At 51.4% G+C, this 23,086-nt stretch carries 20 protein-coding genes and 1 pseudogene; 1 reads left to right on the top strand and 20 read right to left on the bottom strand.

The genetic code is table 11. The features are described 5' to 3' along the window. Nucleotides 1–3: 3 nt before the first annotated feature. The 8 genes and pseudogenes from SRU_RS03240 to SRU_RS03200 all read right to left on the bottom strand — a co-directional run bounded on the left by SRU_RS03240 (nucleotide 4) and on the right by SRU_RS03200 (nucleotide 8,952). A complete protein-coding gene (locus SRU_RS03240) occupies nucleotides 4–798 on the bottom strand; it encodes a sulfotransferase domain-containing protein (protein WP_237701885.1) in 795 nt (264 codons plus the stop codon). A gap of 1,043 nt (nucleotides 799–1,841) precedes the next feature. Further along, entirely contained in the window at nucleotides 1,842–2,570 is a 729-nt protein-coding gene (locus SRU_RS03235) for a glycosyltransferase family 61 protein (protein ID WP_164923466.1), read from the bottom strand. A 617-nt stretch (nucleotides 2,571–3,187) separates the two neighbouring features. Further along, on the bottom strand, nucleotides 3,188–3,820 hold the full coding sequence (locus SRU_RS03230) for a class I SAM-dependent methyltransferase (RefSeq protein WP_011403388.1): 633 nt from the start codon (nucleotides 3,818–3,820) through the stop codon (nucleotides 3,188–3,190). A 232-nt stretch (nucleotides 3,821–4,052) separates the two neighbouring features. Further along, a complete protein-coding gene (locus SRU_RS15955; RefSeq protein ID WP_164923722.1) occupies nucleotides 4,053–4,514 on the bottom strand; it encodes an IS1634 family transposase in 462 nt (153 codons plus the stop codon). 18 nt (nucleotides 4,515–4,532) lie between these two features. After that, nucleotides 4,533–5,623, bottom strand: a pseudogene (locus SRU_RS15430) (IS1634 family transposase). A 293-nt stretch (nucleotides 5,624–5,916) separates the two neighbouring features. Further along, on the bottom strand, nucleotides 5,917–6,810 hold the full coding sequence (locus SRU_RS03210; RefSeq protein WP_164923464.1) for a sulfotransferase domain-containing protein: 894 nt from the start codon (nucleotides 6,808–6,810) through the stop codon (nucleotides 5,917–5,919). 1 nt (nucleotide 6,811) lies between these two features. Then, nucleotides 6,812–8,179: an oligosaccharide repeat unit polymerase gene (locus SRU_RS03205; protein WP_237701884.1), complete on the bottom strand. Its 1,368-nt coding sequence runs from the start codon at nucleotides 8,177–8,179 to the stop codon at nucleotides 6,812–6,814. A gap of 245 nt (nucleotides 8,180–8,424) precedes the next feature. Beyond that, entirely contained in the window at nucleotides 8,425–8,952 is a 528-nt protein-coding gene (locus tag SRU_RS03200; RefSeq protein ID WP_272481477.1) for a transposase, read from the bottom strand. Between the two features lie 97 nt (nucleotides 8,953–9,049). Between SRU_RS03200 and SRU_RS03195 the strand changes: the two genes are divergently transcribed. Beyond that, nucleotides 9,050–9,817 carry an IS5 family transposase gene (locus SRU_RS03195; RefSeq protein WP_011403385.1) on the top strand — a complete coding sequence of 256 codons (768 nt, stop codon included), beginning with the start codon at nucleotides 9,050–9,052 and terminating at the stop codon, nucleotides 9,815–9,817. A 154-nt stretch (nucleotides 9,818–9,971) separates the two neighbouring features. Here the strand turns inward: SRU_RS03195 and SRU_RS03190 are convergent, their stop codons facing one another. The 12 genes from SRU_RS03190 to SRU_RS03135 all read right to left on the bottom strand — a co-directional run bounded on the left by SRU_RS03190 (nucleotide 9,972) and on the right by SRU_RS03135 (nucleotide 23,059). Then, on the bottom strand, nucleotides 9,972–10,823 hold the full coding sequence (locus SRU_RS03190; RefSeq protein ID WP_164923462.1) for a hypothetical protein: 852 nt from the start codon (nucleotides 10,821–10,823) through the stop codon (nucleotides 9,972–9,974). A 108-nt stretch (nucleotides 10,824–10,931) separates the two neighbouring features. Further along, on the bottom strand, nucleotides 10,932–11,642 hold the full coding sequence (locus tag SRU_RS03185; RefSeq protein WP_011403384.1) for a cytidylyltransferase domain-containing protein: 711 nt from the start codon (nucleotides 11,640–11,642) through the stop codon (nucleotides 10,932–10,934). Further along, entirely contained in the window at nucleotides 11,639–12,691 is a 1,053-nt protein-coding gene (locus tag SRU_RS03180; protein WP_011403383.1) for a nucleotidyltransferase family protein, read from the bottom strand. Before SRU_RS03180 ends, SRU_RS03185 begins: the two co-directional genes overlap by 4 nt. A 9-nt stretch (nucleotides 12,692–12,700) precedes the next feature. Beyond that, nucleotides 12,701–13,330 carry an acetyltransferase gene (locus SRU_RS03175; RefSeq protein WP_011403382.1) on the bottom strand — a complete coding sequence of 210 codons (630 nt, stop codon included), beginning with the start codon at nucleotides 13,328–13,330 and terminating at the stop codon, nucleotides 12,701–12,703. Beyond that, the gene (gene neuB / locus SRU_RS03170; protein WP_011403381.1) at nucleotides 13,327–14,397 is read right to left on the bottom strand and encodes an N-acetylneuraminate synthase; all 1,071 of its coding nucleotides are present in this window, start codon (nucleotides 14,395–14,397) and stop codon (nucleotides 13,327–13,329) included. Before neuB ends, SRU_RS03175 begins: the two co-directional genes overlap by 4 nt. Nucleotides 14,398–14,404: 7 nt before the next feature. After that, the gene (locus SRU_RS03165) at nucleotides 14,405–15,076 is read right to left on the bottom strand and encodes a PIG-L deacetylase family protein (RefSeq protein ID WP_011403380.1); all 672 of its coding nucleotides are present in this window, start codon (nucleotides 15,074–15,076) and stop codon (nucleotides 14,405–14,407) included. Beyond that, the gene (locus SRU_RS03160; protein WP_237701879.1) at nucleotides 15,073–15,837 is read right to left on the bottom strand and encodes a methionyl-tRNA formyltransferase; all 765 of its coding nucleotides are present in this window, start codon (nucleotides 15,835–15,837) and stop codon (nucleotides 15,073–15,075) included. The genes SRU_RS03165 and SRU_RS03160 overlap by 4 nt, the downstream gene beginning before the upstream one ends. 136 nt (nucleotides 15,838–15,973) lie before the next feature. Continuing rightward, nucleotides 15,974–17,146, bottom strand: coding sequence for a UDP-N-acetylglucosamine 2-epimerase (gene neuC / locus SRU_RS03155; RefSeq protein WP_011403378.1), 1,173 nt, complete (start codon nucleotides 17,144–17,146; stop codon nucleotides 15,974–15,976). Nucleotides 17,147–17,273: 127 nt separating this feature from the next. Then, nucleotides 17,274–18,470, bottom strand: a complete 1,197-nt coding sequence (locus tag SRU_RS03150; RefSeq protein ID WP_011403377.1) for a LegC family aminotransferase — start codon at nucleotides 18,468–18,470, stop codon at nucleotides 17,274–17,276. 21 nt (nucleotides 18,471–18,491) lie between these two features. Beyond that, complete coding sequence (locus SRU_RS03145) at nucleotides 18,492–19,487, bottom strand: NAD-dependent epimerase/dehydratase family protein (RefSeq protein WP_011403376.1); 996 nt, start codon at nucleotides 19,485–19,487, stop codon at nucleotides 18,492–18,494. Continuing rightward, nucleotides 19,484–21,019 carry a nucleotide sugar dehydrogenase gene (locus tag SRU_RS03140; protein ID WP_164923461.1) on the bottom strand — a complete coding sequence of 512 codons (1,536 nt, stop codon included), beginning with the start codon at nucleotides 21,017–21,019 and terminating at the stop codon, nucleotides 19,484–19,486. Before SRU_RS03140 ends, SRU_RS03145 begins: the two co-directional genes overlap by 4 nt. 222 nt (nucleotides 21,020–21,241) lie before the next feature. Continuing rightward, complete coding sequence (locus SRU_RS03135; protein WP_011403374.1) at nucleotides 21,242–23,059, bottom strand: ABC transporter ATP-binding protein; 1,818 nt, start codon at nucleotides 23,057–23,059, stop codon at nucleotides 21,242–21,244. Between the last annotated feature and the right edge of the window lie 27 nt (nucleotides 23,060–23,086).

Below are 23,086 nucleotides of genomic sequence, written 5' to 3'. Positions count from 1 at the left end.
CCGTTAAGTGTATAAGTCGAACTCGTACTTTTCGCAAAGTTTATGAAATTCCTTTAGGTCACTATTATCAAAATAATCTTTCCATTGTGAGCTAGTCGCCTTGCGTGCAAATGTAAACTCATCGTCAAGATGATCGAGCTCGCTTTTTTGTTGTGCTTTACGAACATTCTTCACACTTGATTGCTTGACGGCTCGCTTTACTTTTTTCCTGCTTGTGTTTATTTGACAAAAATCTGCTATATCTGCGAAGTTACTTAACGGATCTTCTTTAAGATCTTCATACCTTTTGATTAAGCTAACGTTATTCCTCCATGATTTATAGTGCTGAAAAAACACTTCCATTCCCATTCTCGGGTGGTGTATCATTTCTTTCATGCTACCGTCGAAGGAAAAGTCCGTATTTTCTTTTGCATAATGGTAAAATGATACCATTATGTCTCTTGGATCTCGAACAACCATCATTGACTTATTGTTACGGAATACCCTGCTGTATGGACGGTGTGTTTTGATAAGTCTTGGCTGGTCTTCGAAGGGCCACGTATTGAACATACTCGGATTGCCGTACTCAGCCATGTATTTGTTTAGCTCATTAAAGCTCGGTGGTTCGCTCCCTAAAGGTTTATCCCGCAGTATATTATATAAGAAAAACCTGACCCATGTACTCCCAGTCTTGGGGTAAAATGCCATTATTATATCGGTTTCAGATAGCTTATAGAGGCTGCCGGCGTATAGCCAAGCCTTACGTGCGTAAAAAAATGGGTTCAAAAGAGAGCTTTTGTCCACGAGAATAGGCGACATAGGTGGTGTAGATTAATTCATTTGTGAGGTAACAGGGACAGTGCTTACACATTGGAGCTCTTTCGCTCAATGTGACATTGTATTTCCGCAAAAATAGTTCTACACTTGGCTACAACACGTCCACCGTATCCGCTCCCGGTGACGATCTCCGGACTGAAGGCTACGAGGCAGCCGAAAAGCGTGTGGCTCGCCCGATGAAAGAGGATCACTTAGCGAGATAAGGCCTCAAACACAACCCTCTATGTCGGTTCGCGGAGCTGAAAGGCATTTCACTCCAGATCTTGTAAAAGGCGATTTTCCGGCCGATAGTCGCTGCGAGCTGTGAGTCCCAGATAGCACCTACGTTCCATTGGAGGCCAGGCTGGTCTTTGAGTGAGAGCTCCAGAAGATCGTGACTGTCGTGGGCAAGAAGGGCCGAATTGAAGAGGTAGATGCCTATGGGAGGCTTCGAGAAGAAGCGGCCCATAACCTCGCCGCAGTCGAGGAGAACTTAGAGGACGCTACGGTACTCGTTGTACCGTCCGGCAGGTACGGGCACCGAGCACACACAATGAATATGACCGAACCGTTGATCGAGAGAGTTCGTCTGCGCCCGAAAAGCAATCCGGATCTTCACAAACGTCGACTCGGCCTGCCGACGGATTGGCGCCGTGCTGGCCGAGAAACACGATGAATCGTCGACAGGGCGAAAGTCTTGGACATGAGCGCCATCCTCAGCAGGAGTGAGCCAACCACTAGGTCCAAACCTAACGCCGACAATTTCCTCACCAACACTGAGTAGCGGCTACCTGACCGAACCTGACGCAGTGCACTTTTGCACAAGAGTTGGCCTTGATCGCTCGGTCTCCGTGGAAAGCCCTTACCCGATAAGATAATAGACAAGACGGTTTTCCAGAAAGACGAGAGTTCTATACCGAGACCATAAACTTTAATCTTCTCGAACTACCTTTCGGCGAACCTACTACACTTCTGTGAACTGATAGGCCCAGTTGACATAACTGTATTTATGAGGCACCCCTATCCTATTCTATAAATCAACACTCTCACCGTAGGATGGCTTCTAATGTATTTTCCAGAGCATCAATATTCACCTCTATTGGGTCCCAGCCATAGTGTGGGTCATTGCCCTTTTTCGGTCTTTTACCGCTGCCTATTATATAGTGGTACCTCACATTTAAGTTTTGTAGCAACTTCCAGTAGCATAGATTCATATAGTTAGGCGAAAATATTTCTATTATATTACACCCGTCCGAGCAAAAAATAGTGTTAACTAATCCTGCTCCATGAGGTGCCACTATTATACTAGCATTTCTGACAATGCTTACTTGCTTATCCCACTTGTAATTTTCAAGCCTTACGGGCTTAAAATTGTATTTTTTTAAAAAGTTGATAGTCCTTTCCCTGTTAGCTACCTTTCTTCTCAACACATTGACCCGGTCAATATATACACGTGAAGGCAGCTTACTGTTCGCTTCATCTACAGTAGGTATAAGTCTCTTTCGAAGAAATTCAGTAGACCACCTCGGGACGTTGCCGAATGTTCTAGGCAACGATGGTACTATAACTTTTGCCGCTTCAATATGATGATCTTGTGATGGGTTTATTATTTTACCGGAATCTATACCTATTTTCTGTAGTGTCTTTTTTTTGTACGAGTCGTCATCGGGGACATAGTAATAATCGATCCGTTCTTTACTCTTGTTCACAAGATATATCCGTGGCAGGACATCAACAAACCAGTGATAAAACTCCGAGCCACGATCAGAAGCCAAGACGGCAATATTTCCATCAATCTTTTCTAGCGTAGGTAGCCATGGTTTCCTTAATAGGTGATGGCACTGGGCTTCTGTTGCTAATTGCTTACTCGCGTCCGCTAGAAGTCTGTCGTTCGCTGTAACCACATCACCAGGGGTTCCAACTATGCGTCCTTTCGGAATCGTAGCAACGTAGTCCTCTCTAAGTGTGGACTCTTTCTCATTCTTAAATTTCCAGTGAGTAGACGAGTAAATACTGCTCGGCTCAGCATGAACGCGCTTGCGCTCCGGGAAAACAGTTTGGTACCGTCCATCGTGCTGATCGACATACGTGCGCGCGTGATGATAGTATCCTCGTGGTGGCCCAAAAGACTTCGAATCCGATGGTAGCCACCGCATCGGTAGCGTCAAATGGCACATAGTTTTGCTTAGTAGATTTCGTGTTGTGCGACCTAAGGGAAAAATAATCCTCGACATTATCGATCTCCATAAAAGGCAAAACATACCATAAGACTCCATTATTGAGATCACTTCTATTTCCAATATTGTCCAGTTGAAGTCCGGATCTGGTAATGATCTACAAGTTTTTTAGAATGACGCTAATAAAGATGTTTGGCAAGATTCATCAATGATCGTCACTCGCTCACCTTACTAGCTGTAACAATCATTGACTTTGCGATCGAAGGCAGCCGACCCACGCGGTGTACTCTTATCTGCTTAAAGCCAGCCTCCCTAAGAAGCTTTTTCAGTGTAGACGGACTCCAAATTTTAATATGGCCATTCGTCCAGAATGGACTGTAGTGGCGATGGCCCCACTCTCCCATGAGAGCTATTAGAAGGTTTTTTAGATATCCGTGGTAGGGTGTCGAAATAATAGCATGTCCACCAGGTCTCGTCAGGTTAAACACTGTATCGGCATACTTTCTCGGATAGTACACGTGTTCGACTACTTCAAGGCTTAAGGTCACATCGTATTGCCCATACTGACGTGATAGGTCATCGTACGCTGAGCCAATGTGAACGTCTAGGTATGGGAAGGCCTTCTTAGCTTCGGTAATACCTTCTTCTGAGGGATCCACGCCGGTGACGTTGTATCCATTCTCCACGAGGTGTGCCATCACGGATCCGTTTCCGCAACCCAGATCAAATATTTCATTTGGTTGCAGATCATCGAGTATAGCCTCTACCCTGGGAAGCAGATAATCGTGAGAACGCCCACATTTTGCATTTGAATAAACGTAATCGGATGCGTGCTTTGTTTTACCCATATAGAATAAAAGCTTAGCTAGTTATGCACTGTTAATAAAAAAATACGTCTGATCTAATCGGGTTTTTATTTGCCTAATCAGCAGCGTCCTTTACACATCTACTCTGAGTTGCACTACGCACCTCAGCACGAAACAAAACTTCGCCCTTCATATTTTCAATAATACTCAAACAACACCCTATATTTCAGTTTATGTCATGCAGGTGACTGTTGTACCCCATCTTCTGCACCCCCTATGTCGGATGAGATACATAAAGCCGCTCAAAGTCCGGGCCGAGAGCGGACACGACTGTCTGACGGCGTTCTTTCATGTTCAACACTACTCGCTTCTGCCCAGCACATGGCACGTGAATCCCGTCGAAGCTTTGAAAGACCCACCGCGCCGTTGGTCGTTGGGTTGGATTTCCTTTCTGATCGGGGTATGACCGACCTGTCTCCTGCAGCCCCTCTCGAATACGCCATTGTAGGGCCGAGTAGACCAGTAGGCAAAGCGTCATCACCATCAAGAGCGCCATGATCCGCTTCTCGTCTTGCAGGTACAGCGGATCGGCGACAAACTGCGGATCCTTCAGAAATCGAAATCCTCGCTCGACAGAATGCTGGCCTTTGTACCCCTTCAGCAGTTCCTCATCGGAGAGCTTATCCTTGTCTAGTTTGTTGGTCGCGACGATGAATAGGCTTTGCCTCTTGACCAGTTCGGCCTCACGGGCCTCTTAAGGGACGAGCCGCCCTTGAAGCAGGTATTTCTCCTCACCGGTCTCTACAGGCGTCCCCTCTGAGTCCATCGTAAAATGCACAGCACGGAGAACCCGCCCTTCGGTCAGAACGCTTGCGGTAAGATCCTCCTCAAAAGCGCTCAGCGCCTTCTCCGCGTCTTCTCGACACGCGAATTCCTGTTTTGTCAGCTCGCGAAACGCCTTCTGCTCTTCGGTGTGCTCCCGATCGATCTGCTTTGCCGCCTGATCAATAGCCCTCTGCTCCGCCTCTTCCGACCAAACGAGAAGCCACCGCTGCTTGACTTCTCCGTATGTCGAATGGAGAACCTCTCCGCGATACCCGTCGGTGAGGGACTTCATTGACTCGCGATCCGCTCTCGCAACGGCTTGCTTGGCCTCCTCGATCGTACCCGGGACCCGCGTGATGAACTTGGTCCCCGTCTCGTCGAGATCCCGGATGTGACCAGAACTGTAAAGAGCACTGTCGGCCACCACGTAGTCGAACCCGTGAGCATGCTGGAGATGGCTTAAATGCCGGTCGATCAGCTCCGGAAGGCTCCCCTGATCGCTCGCGTTGCCGGAAAGCGGCTCCATAAGCATGGGGAGCCCTGCCTGATGCTCGACCATCAAGTCGAGAACGACCTGGTTGAGGTCTGGGCGCCGATCCCGAGAATACCCTTTCTGAACGCTGATAACCTCGCCGGTGGACTCCTCCTCAGACTCATACTCGCCGTGGAACGAAAAACTGGTCGCGTCCAGGTGGGCAAACCGAGAGGTCAGGTCCAGTTGATCGGCCGCATGAGTCGCTAGATCCCGGAATAACTCAGTCACTCCGTAATCGTAGAGATCGTCGAGCGCCCGCCCGAGAGTGTCGTCGTGAAGGTGTCCCGGCTCGATCCCCTCTCCGATCAGGCTTTCGGTGGGCTTGCTCTCAAAAAATTGCGGCGTCAGATAGAGGGACTGTTGGCAAATCCTAATCCGTTGAGCACCATTGCCTTAACAGCGCGTCCGACAGAGACCTCGCGCTGGGAGAAGTCCTGAGCAATGTGATCATCGATGCGCCTGCCAATCTCCAACCCCTCGTACATCCCAGCAACCAAACCCAAATGGCCCAAGTCCTTGCTCTCACACCTCTCAAGGAACTCCTCGATCGCGATGTCCTCTCGGGTCGGATCCATGCTAGAAGCGCAGTTCAGAAGCCACAAACGAGAGCAAAAAGCAAACTGTACTTCTGTAGACTATCACTGCGGCGGGATCGGTTCCAGGGCAATCATGGTCAGGGTGCGCTTTTTGTTATCCACGCCACTTCAGGGGTACGGAAGATGGGTTGCATAATGCAGGCGATATACAATGTCAGATAAAACTAGCACAGGCGTGTATACTATGACCATAATTCCCATAGATTTATAGTAGAGGGCCTATTCTCATGAGGGGTTCTATCTAAGATCTGCTCTACATCACGGATATGAGGCTTAAATTTTACGAGCAGCTCCTTCTTCATTTCTGCCGGAAGTGGATTATTACGCGACGATGTAAATGACAAGATTCTATTTAAGTAATCACCAATAATAGCGCCCGTTCTACCCGGTATCATGCGCTCAATATCAATCAATGTCTTGTACTTGGTATTTACTTTAGGTTTTTGATCGAGGCTAGGAGGTACGTAGGTCGATTGAACACCCAGGTGGCTGAATACTTTCCGCACAACGTGTTTTCGATCACATTGTATATCATCATAAAGAACAACCAAAAGACTATCAGGGCTATACTGGTCAACATAGGGCGCCAGCTGCTCCCCATAAAAACTCCTGGTAACTAAACTATCAAGATGTGGTTCATCAAGACGATTAGGAAACCCTGTTGGCTGAGATAGCAGCGGCTTAAAAGCCCTTTCTATAGGTTTGTTTGGCAAATACCCCCGACGTACCTTCCAAAAATACGCTGAGACCATTCTGTCAACAGGGTTTCGTATGCATGCCACAAACTTTGGGTTTCGTGTGTAGTTACTTACAGCGCAAGGTGCGGCTGGGTCTATCATATAGTCAACCGCTACGTCGCCAACTACCTTCTGCTGGTCAGTCTCCGAAAACCGGCCAAAATACCAGTCCTCACCCTTATTTTTAAATAGGTCTCCACCAATATACGCATGCTCGACCTTATCATCAGGCACAATTACCTGCGGGTGCTCATCTAAGCAATAGTATAGCCATGACGTAGCACATTTCTGTGCTCCTATAACAAAAAAATCAATTAAAAAGGGTTTACTACTTCTCATTCTATCTTCTACTTTTTATTTGTATCGGCGATTTTATAACAAAAGAAAGCAATAGAGAAAGGCTTATCATATCTTTTAGTGTGCCGACGATAAATCTCGATAAGTCCCCCCCCACTAAACCTAACCCTAACTTTGTGCCAACAAAAGTAAAGAATATAATATGTACTGGACTATTTGGAACAAGTAAAGTGAGATTTGTGTAATTCACCATTAGACCTAACATATACATTACTATTATTGCGCCCATGAAGCTAAAGTTGATGTAACCCTCCATCATAATTGTAGGGGGTACACCGGACAGATTGTTATTGCCGTATACTTTCCTATTAATTGTTTTACCGATACTAATAATTGGCTTGGATGGCCACATACTTCTGGGTATTGGTGCATACACCCATCTTACCATGGTCGACCCATACATGTAATTCATATTTTCTGGTACTTCTTTGTAAATTTTAGCTGTCTTTTTTATACCAAACATATTTTCATTGAGTATTATTTTATCAGTCTCCTTATACAAACTGTGGGCTATATTTCTGGTGCTCAGTGTGGGATCTCGCAGAATAGTCATGAAAGCAAACAGTATAACAGATATTGATAACCCAGTCACAACAGCTCGTACACTGATCCTTTTTTGTAAGAAATGGTATATAATTATTGTGTATATTATTAAAGAAATTACCCCACCTCTTGAGCTTAGTACGAAATAATATCCTGTACTAAACAAAAATAAAACAACTAGAAGTAATGAGTCAACAGACCACAAGCTCTTATCTTTATAAAAGTAATATGCCGCATAAATTACATACATGTACGTTACCAGACCGGCTGCCCACCTCATATAACCGGAGGATGTATATTGCCATTTTTCTCCGCCAACAAACGTTCTTCTCTTAGACGAGACTTCTTCGAGTGTCGTAAACAATAATGTATTTAGATCAAATAACTTGTAACTAACCCATCCTGATATGACTATTACCACCACGCTTATGCCTATTAAATATCGCCTACTCCATATTGCTGGGTTAGAGAACTTAAATGGTACCCTGACGTTTTTTATTTTCGTATAGTAACCTAAAAGATATGCTATTAATCCAGAGAAAACGAGTGGGTATGCGCTTAATACGTCCGTTACTGATATAGATCCTAAAAATTCGTTTACACTATCCGTCTGAAATAAACTTATCCATATGCCCCTCAAAATAACGCCAATAACAACGGACAATAGAACGAATGAGTGGGCTTCGAACACGTCATAATCGGGCTTTATATATATAGGAGATACTATTAGGCCCAATACTGATACACTGCATATATATAATATTAATAGTTTTTCGTCATTTATCGTCAACGCTGGAAAGATGCTCAACAGTCCTATAACACCGACAAATATCTGTAAATTGGTTTTATGTCGTATTCTTTTTCTCATATAACTACCTTATTTATCCTCCGAAATATGTCCATCTACTGCCGTCCCTTTCACCAAACATCACCGTCTTCTCAACTCCCTCCGCCTTCAAGTGGGTCAGCCGACTCGTAGCCTTGGCCAAGCACCAGTGTCTCGAGCGCGAATTATGCATCAGGTCTAGACTTTTGTGTAACGCGCCCTGCCTGTCAGGCCCGCTCCAGCGTGGGATTAGGAGATTCCGATTGCAGTTCTTCAGTGCCTCTTTCGGACTCTTTGATCCGCCCCTCGTTGAACTTCTCCATCGTCCAGCAGCGCCGTCCGGTAGACCATTCCTCGTGTTTTTCGGCCAGTAAGGCCCCGACGTTTCGCCAGGCTGACGCCTTGATCGATAAGATCCGAATAACCTTCTCCCGTCGGCGGCTCTCCTGAGTGAGCCGCTCCACCACGTTTGTCGTTCGGGGTCTCTTGCGATACTTTTCTGGAAGAGCTAGAACAGCAGTGACATCCAGAAGGACTTCTTCAAGGGCCTTGAAAACGGACGGGGCTTTCAGTTCAAGCTCCTCGGAAGTCTCTTTGAGGTGGGCCTGTGCCTCCGTCTGGGAGCCGGTCTTCAGAACCCGATCGAGGAGCTTATGCATCCAGTCCTGGTAGTCAGTAGACGTCTTATCGAGCACGTTGCGGCGGAAGTGCTCCGGACGTACCCGGGGAAGGCCTCCCTTAGAGACCGTTTTGATTTCAACCTAAGTTAACATTCGTTTCCAAAAAAGGTGGGAGTCCGCCCCGTTTTCGGAATGAGTCTACGATCTCTTCCGAAAACGATTTGCCAGAGCCATGCGCCAGAAGCGCTACGACTCCGACCTGACGAACTCCCAGTGGGAACGACTCAGCCGTTATTTTGCAACCGACCGTAAGCGAAGCTATTCCCTGAGGTACCATGTGCTAGACGCGATCTTGTATGTTGTCAAAACAGGTACCCAGTGGCGCATGTTGCCCGGCGAGTTTGCTCAGTGGCAGACCGTGTACTACTACTTTCGCCGGTGGCGAGAGGAAGGACGTATCCTGTGCATTTTGAGTATTATCTCTCGTGCAGCTCGGCGCCGGACCGGTCAGCACGGAGAACCAAGTGCACTGATTATCGACTGCCAGTCAGTTCCGAGCACGCGAGTGGGCGGAATCAGCAGTTTCGACGCCTTCAAAAAGGTTGATGGACGAAAACGACATATCGCTGTCGATACGCAGGGCTTGCTCTGGGGGCTGGTGGTCCATGCGGCTGGAGATCACGAGACGCAGTGGGCCTTGCAGTTGCTCGCTCCGGTCGCCTCTCGCTTAGACCGCGTGGAGACGGTCTTTGCCGATCAGGCCTATCAGGGCCTGGAGGAGAAGCTCGACCGGGAGCTCGGATGGAAGCTTCAAGTTGTCGACTCCGAGGAGGAGACCCCTGGATTTTCCATCGATCCGAAGCGATGGATCGTGGAACGAACCTACGGGTGGTTCGGAGGATGGCGCCGGCTGGACCGAGAGTACGAGCGGCGGACTGACTCCAGCGAGACAATGGTCTGCTTCGCCATGCTTCGCATCGCCCTGAATCGGCTCGACTAAAAATCAAAACAGACTCTTAGAGCAGATTTAAGGCTCTCATGCACGTCGCTATTTTCCAGTTCCGCGTCGGAGGGTCCTCGATCCATGAGCTGGCGAATAAACCAGTGACATCCTCCTCACTCCAAGCGAGGGTCCACATGAACCCTTTCTTAAATTATATGTCGAGGATGTCAAACTGTGGATACAAGTTACTTTGTGTACTTCGTATAAATATGCCAACTCCCTGGGGTTGAAATAGCTTCTTATTCATTTCTTGCACCACATTACTCATCTTTACGGGGTTATTATTTGTAACTCTTTCTGTTCCATGTGTTGCGGAACTCGGTACACTCTCATGCGTCCAAAAGTAGCCTTCAGATAGGTCAACTCCATATAGCACTATTCGTTTATAATCCATTATATACGCAATGCATAAACACATATCCAAGGTTCCCCGTATTTGGGGTAAAGGTTCGCAAAAGGTTAAGTCCGTATATACCTCCGGATCTATACTACCCGCATCCTCCAAATGATATTTCCACCTTGGCACCATAAATATTCTAGATACTTCGAGTCTTGATATAACCCCAGATAATGACCCTCTCCTATAGAACCAAGGAAACGACTTGATAATAAACAATGTATCGCTATACTCGCTAGACCTATTATTTATAAGCTCAATATCTTTATCATCTCGTCGAGGATTATGGTTTCCTTCGTAAATATATATATCTGGTATTATTTCATCGTTATGCGCCCATTTATTCATTGCTATTACGTCACATTTCTCCAAAAATGATATATCTTTTTGATCAATCTCATTAATACTTGGCCCATTGCCCATTATCGCAACTGTGTTCGAATCCTTCATTTTTTTAGGGTTTATACGTTTTTCCCTATATCTGTTATATTCTTTTATACTTTCAACCAATGATGTTTTTTTTCTTCTAAGAATGAAATAAGCTATCTCTGGTGTATATTGCAGGAGATTCCATGTTTTATTTTTAATTAATTGTATGAAATTCATCTTGCCAGAATTATTTAATTTTACGACACATACACCTACACGTACGGGTTTTCATTTAAACCTTTTCACCTTTTACATATTCCCAACCTCAACCATCTTCAACTTTTCTTATCGTAGAGGTGAACTGCTGCTCTCCAAACGATCTTTCAACAGTTCGCACCACGCTAGATCTAACGCCGTATCTACATCCGCCGACCGCTCAGGCGGCATTGGGTGCCCGATGGTGGCCTCGGTGTAAAACGATTCGTGTTTCTGCAACCACGATGTTTCGGCTGCATACACAGCCCCATTCGGAACGTAAACGTCCGGTGCCGCTTGTCGTCGTGTGATCGACTCCTCCTGGTCCACCACCGGTTCCAACCGGTGATTATCGCGTAAAATATACATCCACTGCGGCGGCTTGTCTGTCTCGGTCACCGTTACGCAGGCTGTGCCACCGTTTCGATGACAAAGGGACATGGTTGCGTCGATATCATCGGCCGTGCGAAGGGGCGAAGTCGGCTGGAGCAGCACAATGTAGTCGTGCGATTCGACCTGTTCGATGGCGTGGAGCAACGTGTCTATGCTCGGGGTGTCGTCCTGCGCCAGCTCCGCGGGACGCTGAAACGGGACCTCGCAGCCGTACTCCTCCGCGACTTCCATGATCTCGCCATCGTCGCTGGAGAGGATGAGTCGGTCGAGGTACTCAGACTCGTGCCCGGCTTCGATTGTCCAAGCAATTAATGGCTTTCCCGCCAGGTCGCGGATGTTTTTGCGAGGGAGCCCTTTCGACCCGCCACGAGCCAGAATGACACCGAGTACGCTATGCCCATCAATCATGTGTCGAAGACCTCCTCGTATTCGCCATTCACGCGGTGAAAGTCTTCTTTCCGCCCCACGTCCTGCCAGTACTCCCGCACCGGAAAGACCGTCGCTTCCTTCCCCTCGTCTATGAGACGCTTGAAGAGGTCCGGCATGTCGAAGAACTCGTTCTCCGGCACGTAGCCCAGCGTCTCCGGCTCAAGCACGTAAATGCCCGCGTTCACGAAATAGCGTTCGGTGGGCTTCTCTTCGATACCCTCCATGGACTGATCGTCCGTCTCTATGACGCCGTAGGGCACCTGCGTCTCGTGCTCTCGCACGCACATAGTGGCGACAGCGCCGTGCTCGCGGTGGAAATCCAGCAGGTGGGTGAAGTTAAGCTTCGTGAGCAGGTCTCCGTTCATGACGATCATCGTCTCGTCCGGCCGTTCGGGAAGTAGGGAGAGCGGCCCCGCCGTGCCGAGTCGCTTCTCCTCGTGAACGTAGCTGATGTCAACGCCCCAGTTGCTCCCGTCCCTGAAATAGTCTTCGATCATCCCGGCCTTATAGTTCACCGATAGATAAAACCGGTGGAAGCCATGCGCGATGAAGCCCTCAAGGATCGTCTCCAGGATCGGCTTATCGCCCACCTCCAGCAGGGGCTTGGGACAATCATCTGTGAGCGGTCGGAGCCGAGTTCCGAGGCCCCCGGCCATAAGGACGACCGGATTGGGTCGAGCCTCCGGCTCTAGCAAATCGTCGAGTACCTCGATCCCTACGACGCGACCCTCGTTGTCCACCAGCGGAATCTGATGAATCCGGCGGGCCCGCATCGTGTCGATCAGGCTTTGCCGATCTTCCTGTGGCCGCGCCGTGATGGGATCTTCGTTCATGACAGACGCGACCGGCGCGCCGAGATCGAGGTCTTTCAGGATGCCGCGCCGGATGTCACCGTCAGTTACAATGCCCTGCAAGTGGTCGTGGCCGTCCGCAACGATCGCGATCTGGACTGCGCCCTCGTCGATGACCTCCAAAGTCTCGCGGATGGACTCGTCAGGGCGTACCGCTATTTCTCGCCAGTTATTCATTGCTTAACGCTACTTTGGATGTGCTGGAACGCCGATAACGACCGTCTCGGGGGGAACGTCTTCGATCACCACCGCTCCGGCTCCTACGACACTGTTCTTCCCGACGTCCACCCCCTGAATGATTGACGCACCCGTTCCCACATGGACTTGGGACTCCAATACAACTTCTCCCGATAGAGTTGCTCCCGAAGCGACATGGGAATGGGCTCCAATCTGACAGTCGTGGTCTACGGAGGCATTGGTATTCACGATCACATTTTCGCCCAGCGACGCGCCGGGCTGAATCACGCCCCCAGCCATCACCTGTACCCCTGCTTTTGTCTTTGCCTCAGAAGCTAAGACTGCATCCGGATGGATGAGCGTAGGGAACCGAAATCCGTTTTCGACCTGCTCGGTGAACAGGCCGGCGCGATGGCCGGTGTCTCGTACCGATCCCATGCCCATTGTCAACGCCACCTTGGACGGATCCTTCTCGGTGAGGATTTTGTCTCTTCCAAGGTGCTCGATGCCGTCGCCAAGCGTTGCCTCTTCATCAGGATCCGTAAAGCCAAGAATTGTTTCGCCGAGCCGACGAAGGGTGCTTGCCACGACTCTGGCGTGTCCCCCTCCTCCCACAATGATAAATGAACAGTCGCTCATTGGATTTGCTCCCCTTCTGAGTAGCGACGTGAAGAAGCGGTACCCAGATACTCCCAGTAGCGCATGGGCGAAATACCATCTCCCGGCCGCTTAACACCGAGACTGTCCGTCGTAAAATCCTCTCCCTCGTCGATCGGCTGCGTCGCCACCAAACTTTTTCGGACAGCCGGACGGTTCTTCCACTCTGGTTCAGTAGGAGCCTTACGCGCCGTTCCCAGTGCGGCCTCGGTGTCGCGAATTCCCTGTACCATATCACGAAGTTCCTCCGGCTCCAGGGAGGCTTCGTGGTCGGGACCCGGCAGCGAGCGGTCGAGGGTAAAGTGCTTCTCAATCAGCGTGGCGCCTCGGGCAACCGCAGCGATGGGGACGGCAATCCCCTCTGTATGGTCGGACAATCCCACAGGAAGGTCGAATGCTTCATGTAGCGTATCCATCGCACGGAGATTTGCGGCCTCCACCGGCGCAGGATACTCCGTAACACAATGAAGCACCGTTACATTTTGTGCAAGGGCGTTCTGTCCCTCCGTGGACGCGAATGCCCGTTCAAGCTCTTCTACTGACGGCCGGTCCCCGTCCGTGATGTACCCGTACCCCAGCACCGAAAGGGCCTGCTCCACTTCCCCGAGCGTGCCCATTCCCGTCGATAAGATCACGGGCCGCCCAAGACGAGCGATGTTAAGGAGAAGAGGCCCGTTGGTCAGCTCTCCAGAGCCGATCTTTACGCGTGGCATGTCGAACTCGTCGACCAGGAACCGGGCGCTCTGTGCATCGAAGGGCGTCGAGAGAAATTGTAGATCGTGGACGGTGCAGTGCTGTACAATTGTGTGATGCTGTTCGGGACTTAGCTCCAACTTTCGGAGCATTTCGGCCTGTGACTCTTCGGCGTCAGTCGTCTCGGTCTGGTAGTCTGCTTTCGGTGCATCTTCCGCGACCAGCTCTTCAGAGCGAAAGGTCTGAAATTTAATGGCATCCACACCGGCCTCGGCGGCCACCTCAACCAGGTCGCGGGCCAGGTCCATGGAGCCGTTATGATTGACGCCAGCTTCGGCAATTATGTACGTCGACATCTCTAGTCTACGAAACTCGTTCTCTCAACAGCATGAAGGCTTCCGCGGCATCAAAGCCCGCCGTCGACCCGCGGAGGGTTGCTCTTGCTCGTATGGCAGACTCACTTCGCGGAAAGGGATGCTCCCCAATCTCACTGTCATAGATCCGCATGATCCCAATTTTTTCCTCCACTTTCCCTGTGATGTCGATAAACACATTGGGCTGGAACCCACTGACATCGGGATTGAGCGTAAATTCTGTTTCGGAAAGCGTCTCATAGGCCAGGACACGCTGGACTGACGGATAGCGAAACCACTTCGTGCAGGAGGTTACGGCATCGAAGACAACCGCGTGGTCGGTATGGATGTCATTTCGGTACGGGGTGTAAACCAGCTCCGGCTCGATCTCCTGAAACGCATTTCCAATTGCATCTACAAGCGCGTTCATCGGCTGCGCGTCGAGCCGGGTCGTCGGAAACTTGAGATTGATCGGTTGCTCTATGCTATAGTGCCCGGCAACACGCTCAATTTCCTGCTCTCGTTGTTCAATTCGTTCCGCCTCAAATCCAAACTCTTCTAGGATGTGCGTCACGATGAGCCAGTAGACGGTGTCTCCCTGCTCCACGTGTCGCAGTATTGTCCCTCCGCATCCCAGCGTTTCATCATCGGGATGAGGAGCAATGACCAGTACCGTGCTCATCTCAAATAGTCTCCCTCGTCTGGAAGCTTATCAAATTCATGCTCCTGAATCTGAATAACACCTTCTCCGCATTTCACTACAACACGCTCATCGTCCGAAGCAAGAACCTTTCCGGGCTCCAAATTTTCAATATTCCCAAACTCACCGTCAACGACATCGGCCGACCATATTTTCACTTCGCGCCCGTTGACGGTACAGTGCGCCCCGGGATATGGATGGGTAAGAGCCCGAACAAGGTTATACACAGAACTAGAGGACATCCGCCAATCAATTTCCCCGTCTTCCCGCGACCGCTTCCGCCAGTAATTGGCCTTCTCGTCGTCCTGTGGATTGCCCGAATGTTCGCGCGCCGCAAGCTTAGGCGTGAAATCCGAGATCTGCTCTTTCGCAACGTCCATCAGACGATCGTAGAGGGAGCGAGCGTCGTCCTCCCAACGGATCGGAACGTCGCGTTGGCTCAAGAGATCTCCGGTGTCTGCTCCCTCGTCCATGAAGAAGAATGAGGACGCGGTTTCCTCCAGCCCAAGTGCGAGCGCCCAGATAACCGGGTGGCGCCCTCGGTTTCGGGGAAGCTTCGTTGGATGAAATCCAATGAATCCGAGCTCAGGGATCGAAAGCACCTCGGGATTCAACAAGTATGACCAGCCGAAGCAATATCCCACTTCGGGACGTCGTTCCTGGATCCAAGACGCCAGGTCCGTCTGATTATTGTCGGTGTCGATGTAACAGGGAATGTCGTTCTTCTCGGCCAGTGGTTCCAACGAGGCGAAATCGGCATTAAATGAAGAGGAACGCCGCGTTACGATTCCGACGACCTCCCCCTTGGGGATTTGAAGAACTTGCCGGAGCATCCGCTGGCTGGACTCTACGCACCCGATGTATACAATTCGCATTGGTCTACTGGCCATCCAAGTCATAGAATCCTTTTTTGAGGACATCCTCGCCTAACGGCACTTCTTTTAGTTTCTGTTTGATCCGCGGAGAGGTGTGCCCCTTTCCGTACGGCGACGCAATATTTTGAATCTCCTCCCGAAAAGCCGAGGAAAGTGCTTGCTCAAGAGCGTTTCGGATGCTTTCCCGCTCTTCGCGGCAATCGATAATAGACTCTGCTCGGAGACGTCCATCCTGGCGATCGCCGAGATTCACCGTTGGAACCGGTACAGCAGGTGCCTCAATAATGCCACTTGACGAGTTTCCAACAACTGCATCCACATGCTTCAGCGCACTCAGGTAACGCCGTTGTCCCAGTGACGTAAATACGCAGGCTCGCTCGCCATGAGTGGCCACATATTCCTCAATCATTTGATTGATGACCCGGCCTTCCGTGTCTGCATTGCACTTCGTAAAAATGATCCGCAGATCCGGAAAGTCATCAAGTGCATCGAGCAACTCTCCAAATGGCTCGGCAGGCGAGACCTCACTGAGCGTGACAGGGTGATACGTGACGATGCATGATCGCTGACCAAGCTCAAAGCCAATGGACTCTTCGAAGGCTTTTCGGCCCAAGAGATCCAGTCTGTTCAAATGATCGAGTTGAGGCGCCCCAAAGTTATAAACTTTCTCCGGATGCTCCCCAAGCTGAATGACTCGCCTGCGATATGGCTCTGCGGCTACGAAATGGTAGTGCGATATTTTAGTTAGTGAGTGTCGAATCGGATCGTCGATCAGGCCCTGAGTGGCCTCACCACCATAAACATGTGCAATTGGAATCCGCGACACCATGGCGGCCTGCGCAGCCGATAGCGCTTCGTAACGATCACATGGGATGAGTGCTATATCCGGTTCGAGCCGGTCAAATGCTTCGGCAAACCCGATCGTGCCGAGTCCCATCGACTTGGCCACTCCAATGGGCGTATCACTGGAAAGCAACATTTCCACCTTCTCATTAATTTCAAAACCGTCCTCCTCGATAGCCCGGTAGGTCAAACCAAACTCGGGAGAGAGGTGCATGCCCGTGGCGATGATCTGAAGTTGAAGCTCCGGGTCCTCCTTAATTTCGTGCAGGACCCACTGTAGCAGCCCATACTCCGATCGTGCCCCGGTGACAAAGCAAACTTTGCGGTTGGCCATCGACGGACTCCGTGTACTTGAAGTTCGATGCTATATTTCGAAGATCACTGCACGATGTTTGACTAATATTCCAGTCTTAGAAACGATCTGACACGCACCTGAAGACATGATCAGAGCAGGCCTCTTGTCACGACTGTACTTCTTCCACGAGAGAAGGTGTGCTGGGAATGTTGATCAGGCGGCGCTCCAGGTCCTTGGCCGTCGAGAGATCCATCCGCGAACAACCTTCGTACATCGGCAAAGACGAGAGGAGCTGCCACGTCGGGCGCGTCATAAGACCTGCCTCGTTGGTGGTTTCCAACACTGCGTCGCGCCGATCGGCGGCATCCTCATCGAGGAGAAGCACATTGAGCCAGTAGTTGCTTCGCGTGCCCTCCCGCTCCGTAAAGAACGAGACGCCGTCCACGTCCGCAAATGCATCTCGATAACGCTCCGCCAGCGCTCGTTTACGATCCAGAAAGGAGGGCAACTCCTCCAACTGAGCACAGCCCAGCGCGGCATTCAGATTCGGAAGACGGTAGTTGTACCCCGTTTTGTCGTGGAAATACTCCCACTCGTGATCCTTCTTCGCAACCGTCGTGAGGTGCTTGGCCTCATCGGCCAAATCGTCATCGTCCGTGAGAATCGCCCCGCCGCCGCCCGTCGTGATCGTCTTGTTGCCGTTAAAGCTGAGTACCCCAAGGCGACCGATCGTTCCCGTATGGGTACCGTCGTAAAACGAGCCCAAGGATTCGGCGGCATCCTCCACGAGAGTTAGTTGATATTGCTCACAAACCTCCTGGAGCGGGTCCAGATCGACTGGATGGCCATATGCGTGCATGGGCACCACGGCCTTGATCGGGTTTCCTGTCTGCGTATTTATGCACGTCCCATCGCGCACCTTTGCAATGTCGTCGAGATAGGCTCCCAGCTTTGCCGGATCGAGCCCAAGCGTGCGCTCTTCGCTATCGACGAAATGCGGCGTTGCCCCCTGATAGGTCACGGCATTGGCCGTTGCTACGAACGTAAGTGCGGGTACCAGCACCTCATCGCCCGCCTCCACACCCACGAGTCGTAGGCAGACGTGAAGGGCCGAGGTCCCATTCACTACGACGACGGCCCGCTTCGCCCCTGTGTAATCGGCCAAGTCCTCCTCAAATCGATCGACATACGAGCCTACCGAGGAGACCCATTCGGTATCGATGCATTCCTTCACGTAGTCCCACTCGTTGCCCTCGAACGTCGGCTTGTGGAGGGGGACAAATTCGTCTCGGTCTCCGATCACCGTCCGAATAGCATCGATGATCCGCTCCTCCACAGATGTACTCACAGTGTCCGTTGCCATTGAAATAAGGCTCTTTTCGCGTTACTCGAAGACCTCTCGTCCAGATCGGTAATAGTCGGCGTACCACTCCACGGTTTCGCGTACCCCCTCTTTCCAGTGTACCTGCGGCTCATAGCCGAACACCTCCCGGGCCCGGTCTACGTCCGGGCACCGGCGGGACACGCTGCCTGCGTGCGAGGGCCCCTGTTCGTACTCGCCGTGAAAGTCCATGAGATCACCGATGTATCGAATCAGCGTCTCGATCGTGATCTCGTGCCGGTCGTCTCCGATGTGATAGGTTCGCCCGGCCGCTTCGGGCGTCTCCATTGCTTGCACCACGCCGCGAACTGCATCGTCAACGTGACAGAAGGCCCGCGTCTGGTCGTAGCCGTAGACCGTGAACGGATCCTCCGCCTCGTGGAACCGCTCCACGACCTGCGGAATCACGTGTTTAAACCCCATCCGCGGCCCATACACGTTGTGGAAGCGGACAGTGACCTGCTCGAAGTCGTACGCCTGCGCGTAGTGCGCAATGCCCGCCTCGCCGAGCATCTTCGTCACCGCGTACGTGAAGCGGGGCTGCGTGATGTCGGTGATGGAGAGCGGCACGTCCTCCGGGGTGGGAATCTCGGCCCCGAATTCTTCTACCGTGCCCGCGTAGGTCTCACTCGTCGAGGCAAAGAGCACGCGGGAGACGCTGCTCTCGCGAAGCCACTCGAACGTGTTGAGCGTGATCGCCGTATTGATCCGCCACACCTCCTCCGGCATGTCTTCCGTGTAGCCCACCCCGACCACGGCGGCGAGCGCGTAGACGTGATCGTACTCGTCGTCCAGCTGGTCGAACGTCGAGCGCTCGGTGAGGTCCCCTTCGACGATGTCAACGGCCGACGACTGGAGAAGCGTGTCCAGCTCCTCGTCCTGTTTGCTCCGAAAGAAATTGTCAACCAGCGTCACCCGGCAATCGCTCCGCTCCACGAGGTGACGTCCCAGGTGGTACCCGATAAACCCGGCACCGCCGAGCAGAAGAACGCGTTTCATGAAGAAGAGGTGGCAGTGGTCGAAGAATCGAAAGAGGGCACAGGAAAGGAATCAGTCTCCGTGGAGTGCGTTTGTTCGGAATGAAGATCCCCGCGCCCCGACACTTGCACGCGGTGCGTGCTCTGAAGCGCCCCAATCTCCCCGTCGCTCAGCACGCCCCAGGCATCGTGGACCACGATGCTGTCGGGGAGTGCATGCAGCCGTCGTTGCAGTTCAGCGTTATCTTCGTATTCGGTATGCGGCGTCGAAAATACGACGGCGTCGACCTTCTCCGTGAGGACGGCCTCCAGGTCCTGACGTACCTCACGGTCTCGCTCGTCCCAGTGCTCGACGTATGGATCGTGGAGCTTCACCGCGGCCCCATGCTCTTCCAGGAGGTCGTACAGGTACGCAGCGGGCGTATACCGCGTGTCCCCCACGTCCTTCCGATACGACACGCCGAGCAGCACGATCGTCTTTCCTTCAACCGTATCGTCCAGGGCCGTCTGGAGTCGCTCGAAGGTGTGACGGGGCATTCGATCGTTGATTTCGACCGCCGTTTCACTTTGTGGAAGGTGGGCTTCCCCATCCCCTTTTCCGTGAGCAGAGCGGGCCCAGGACGCCAGAAGCGGATCTTTCGTGAGGCAATACCCCCCTACACCGAGCCCCGGAAACATGAGGTTCCGGTGCGTCGGCCGCTTTCGAATCGCCTCAATGACCTCGTAGAGATTCACCCCCACCTCTTCGGCAAATTCCGTCCACTCTTGCACAAACGCAATGTTCATCGCCCGATACGAATTCTCCAGCACCTTCGTCATTTCTGACGCCGTGGTGCTGCCAAGACGAGTGAGCGGAAACTCATCCGTGTAGATGATCGACTCCAGAAAGTCGCGGGTGGCGTCCGCACTGTCCTCATCGATCCCCGCGTACACGCGGTAGAAATTGCGGATGGAGTCAACGTAGTCCGGTCCGGGCATCACCCGCTCAAAGGAGTGACCCAGCCGATACGTCTTTGCCAGGCCGCGCTTCTCAAACGTCTCATCGAAGATTGGTTTGACGACGTTTCGACACGTCCCCGGCGGGACCGTCGTCTCTACAATCACGAGCGTCTCGGAAGGGCAACGCTCAGCAACTGTGCGGCAGGCGCTTTTGAAGGGGGAGAGATCTACGTCGTACCCCCGAAGTGCTCGATCTGAATCCGTGTTCTTTTCTACGTCCAGATTGACATCCACGACGACGACATCGGCAACCTCATAGGCGTGCTCGTTACACGTGGCGAGGAAGTTTTGCTGATCCAGTGCTTGCTCGTGTAGTTCTTCGACTGTCGGATCAGCCGACTCAATTGGGAAAACGCCCTTATTCAGCGCATCAACCTTCTGCTTCCCTTCGTGTGTTGGCAAATCTACCCCGATGACTACGTAATCTTCATGCGGTGCATTTGCCACTACCAGTGCCATTACAGCCCCCACGAATCCAAGCCCCTGCACCACCACGACCTCCCTCTCGGGATGAGTAGCAACGAACTTCTCGATTTTTGGGACTGGGTCCGTCATTCGATAAATAAATTATGCAAGTATCAAATGATACCCGTTTGCAGAGTTCAGGAATGAATCCGCTGATTTCCGGCTCTACCGGCGATGGCGGCTGGAATCTGAAGCCAAATTCCTGAACTGATCAACAGGATTTGGTATGAGGTCAATATCGTAGGTGTGGAGTTTAAATCAGTGGCGTCACATGATACACCAAGTCGATACGACGCATCGCCCCAGGTCCTTCTAAGATAGCGCCATAGAACGAAACTTCGAGTGACCCTCTGCTAGCTCATCATACGTTCCTTCACCGACTTTCCGGCCCTGCTCCAGCATCACAATGTTATCCGCGCGTTTTACCGTACTCAACCGGTGCGCAATTATAAGCATCGTGTGATTTTCCTCCAGCTCATAGATGGCTTCCATAACGCTCGCTTCCGTTTCCTGATCAAGCGCGCTCGTCGCCTCGTCAAAAACGAGAACAGACGGATTGTGATAGAGCGCACGGGCAATACCTATACGTTGCTGCTGCCCACCGGAGAGCTTTACACCCCTCTCGCCTACGACCGTGTTCCATCGGTCCGGAAGTTCGCCTTCGACAAAGTCGTAGATGTGTGCCTTGCGCGCAGCATCTCGCACGGCGTCTAAGTCGATTTCATCCTCGGACACACCGAAGGCGATGTTCCGCGCCACAGTATCGTCCGAAAGGTAGATGTCCTGTGGAACATACCCAATGGCCTGCTGCCAACGACGGATGGTATCGTTTTGGATTGGTGTACCGTCGACAGAGATAATGCCCTGCTGCGGGCGTAAAAGCCCCAGCACAAGATCGACCGTGGTTGTCTTACCCGACCCTGTCTTACCTACGAAGCCAACCGTCGAGTGCGCAGGAATCTCTAGAGTCAGACCCTGAATAGCTGGCTCTTTTGCACCGGGATACGTAAAGTGTACTCCTTCGAGTGCGAGGTGGTCGTCGAGCGTGAGGGGCTCCTGCCCCTGCCTCTTCTCGACGTCTGAATATACCTGCGGCGGGGATGCTGTCGTTTCTTTTAGCCCCATGCGCAGCTTTTCCAGCGCCGCGAGGTTGTAACGCGCACTGGCGATACCCTTAAACGCACTTTGAAGTGCAGGCATGAGCCGATACCCCGCAAAGGCGTAAAGGCCAAGCATAGGAATCACCTGCCGAATGTTCTCCTGCACGGCGATCAGATATATGGCTATGAGAATTATGCCGCCGAATGCTATAGCCTCCAAGACATATCTCGGCGCTCTTTTCATTACTCGGTAACGTGCCTGGTAGCGGGAATACCACTTGGAGGGATTGTTGTATTGATCCAGAAACGCATCTTCCTTACTGCGGAGTTTAACCTCCTTAATCCCGCCAAAAGCTTCACTCACAAACTGGTAACGCTTTGTGTTCTCTTTTACTCGCTTCTCTCCGTAAATATCTAGCCGCTTTCGTACTGCAAAGTAGACTCCCATATATGCTAATCCTAGTATGGTTGCGACCGACAACGCCACGAACGGATCGATGAATACCAGGAAACCGATTATAAAGAGCGCCACAATTCCTTTTGCAATTCCACGGAGCCCTGGTATTAACATCTGGCTGACCACTTCCTTCACTTCCTCCAGAATGTTCTTCCCTAGTTCAGCACTGTTGCGCGTGAGAAAGTATTCGTACGGCCGGTATAGGTAGCTGCGCAGAAGGCGACTCGAGAGGCTGTGGTTGCGCCCCCATGCGTAGCGTTGCAGGGCCCACGTAGTCAATACAATAAACGCGTTACTCAAAACGAGTACCGCGAATGCTCCCAATCCAAGTGCAATGAGGAAGGTATTGGTATCGGTAAAGCCGAAGGTCTCGTAGAACCAGCTCAAGTAGACGTTCTCGTGCACGCTCGCCGGGTCGGCTGCCACCTTTAGAAAGGGCATGATGGAGCCGATGCTCACCACTTCCAATCCAGCCATTAAGAGCACGGCGCCGAAGAGCATGTACAGATTACGCCGCTCGCGGCGGGTAAGGATATCGAAAATGGCTTTCAAAATGTTCACGTTACCATTCATCTATTCACACGCCGTCTCACAATATTC

This window comes from Salinibacter ruber DSM 13855 (assembly GCF_000013045.1).
In the GTDB taxonomy this organism is placed as follows: Bacteria; Bacteroidota; Rhodothermia; order Rhodothermales; family Salinibacteraceae; genus Salinibacter; species Salinibacter ruber.
This window is presented reverse-complemented; position numbering and strand designations above follow the sequence as displayed.

Coding starts and splice junctions, on each gene's coding strand:
- SRU_RS03150 (WP_011403377.1), bottom strand. CDS start 18,470: ATGGCAACGGACACTGTGAGTACATCTGTGGAGGAGCGGATCATCGAT.
- SRU_RS03195 (WP_011403385.1), top strand. CDS start 9,050: ATGCGCCAGAAGCGCTACGACTCCGACCTGACGAACTCCCAGTGGGAA.
- SRU_RS03210 (WP_164923464.1), bottom strand. CDS start 6,810: ATGAGAAGTAGTAAACCCTTTTTAATTGATTTTTTTGTTATAGGAGCA.
- SRU_RS03140 (WP_164923461.1), bottom strand. CDS start 21,019: ATGACGGACCCAGTCCCAAAAATCGAGAAGTTCGTTGCTACTCATCCC.
- SRU_RS03175 (WP_011403382.1), bottom strand. CDS start 13,330: ATGAGCGACTGTTCATTTATCATTGTGGGAGGAGGGGGACACGCCAGA.
- SRU_RS03145 (WP_011403376.1), bottom strand. CDS start 19,487: ATGAAACGCGTTCTTCTGCTCGGCGGTGCCGGGTTTATCGGGTACCAC.
- SRU_RS03165 (WP_011403380.1), bottom strand. CDS start 15,076: ATGAGCACGGTACTGGTCATTGCTCCTCATCCCGATGATGAAACGCTG.
- neuB (WP_011403381.1), bottom strand. CDS start 14,397: ATGTCGACGTACATAATTGCCGAAGCTGGCGTCAATCATAACGGCTCC.
- SRU_RS03180 (WP_011403383.1), bottom strand. CDS start 12,691: ATGAATAACTGGCGAGAAATAGCGGTACGCCCTGACGAGTCCATCCGC.
- neuC (WP_011403378.1), bottom strand. CDS start 17,146: ATGGCCAACCGCAAAGTTTGCTTTGTCACCGGGGCACGATCGGAGTAT.
- SRU_RS03230 (WP_011403388.1), bottom strand. CDS start 3,820: ATGGGTAAAACAAAGCACGCATCCGATTACGTTTATTCAAATGCAAAA.
- SRU_RS03240 (WP_237701885.1), bottom strand. CDS start 798: ATGTCGCCTATTCTCGTGGACAAAAGCTCTCTTTTGAACCCATTTTTT.
- SRU_RS03190 (WP_164923462.1), bottom strand. CDS start 10,823: ATGAATTTCATACAATTAATTAAAAATAAAACATGGAATCTCCTGCAA.
- SRU_RS03185 (WP_011403384.1), bottom strand. CDS start 11,642: ATGATTGATGGGCATAGCGTACTCGGTGTCATTCTGGCTCGTGGCGGG.
- SRU_RS03135 (WP_011403374.1), bottom strand. CDS start 23,059: ATGAATGGTAACGTGAACATTTTGAAAGCCATTTTCGATATCCTTACC.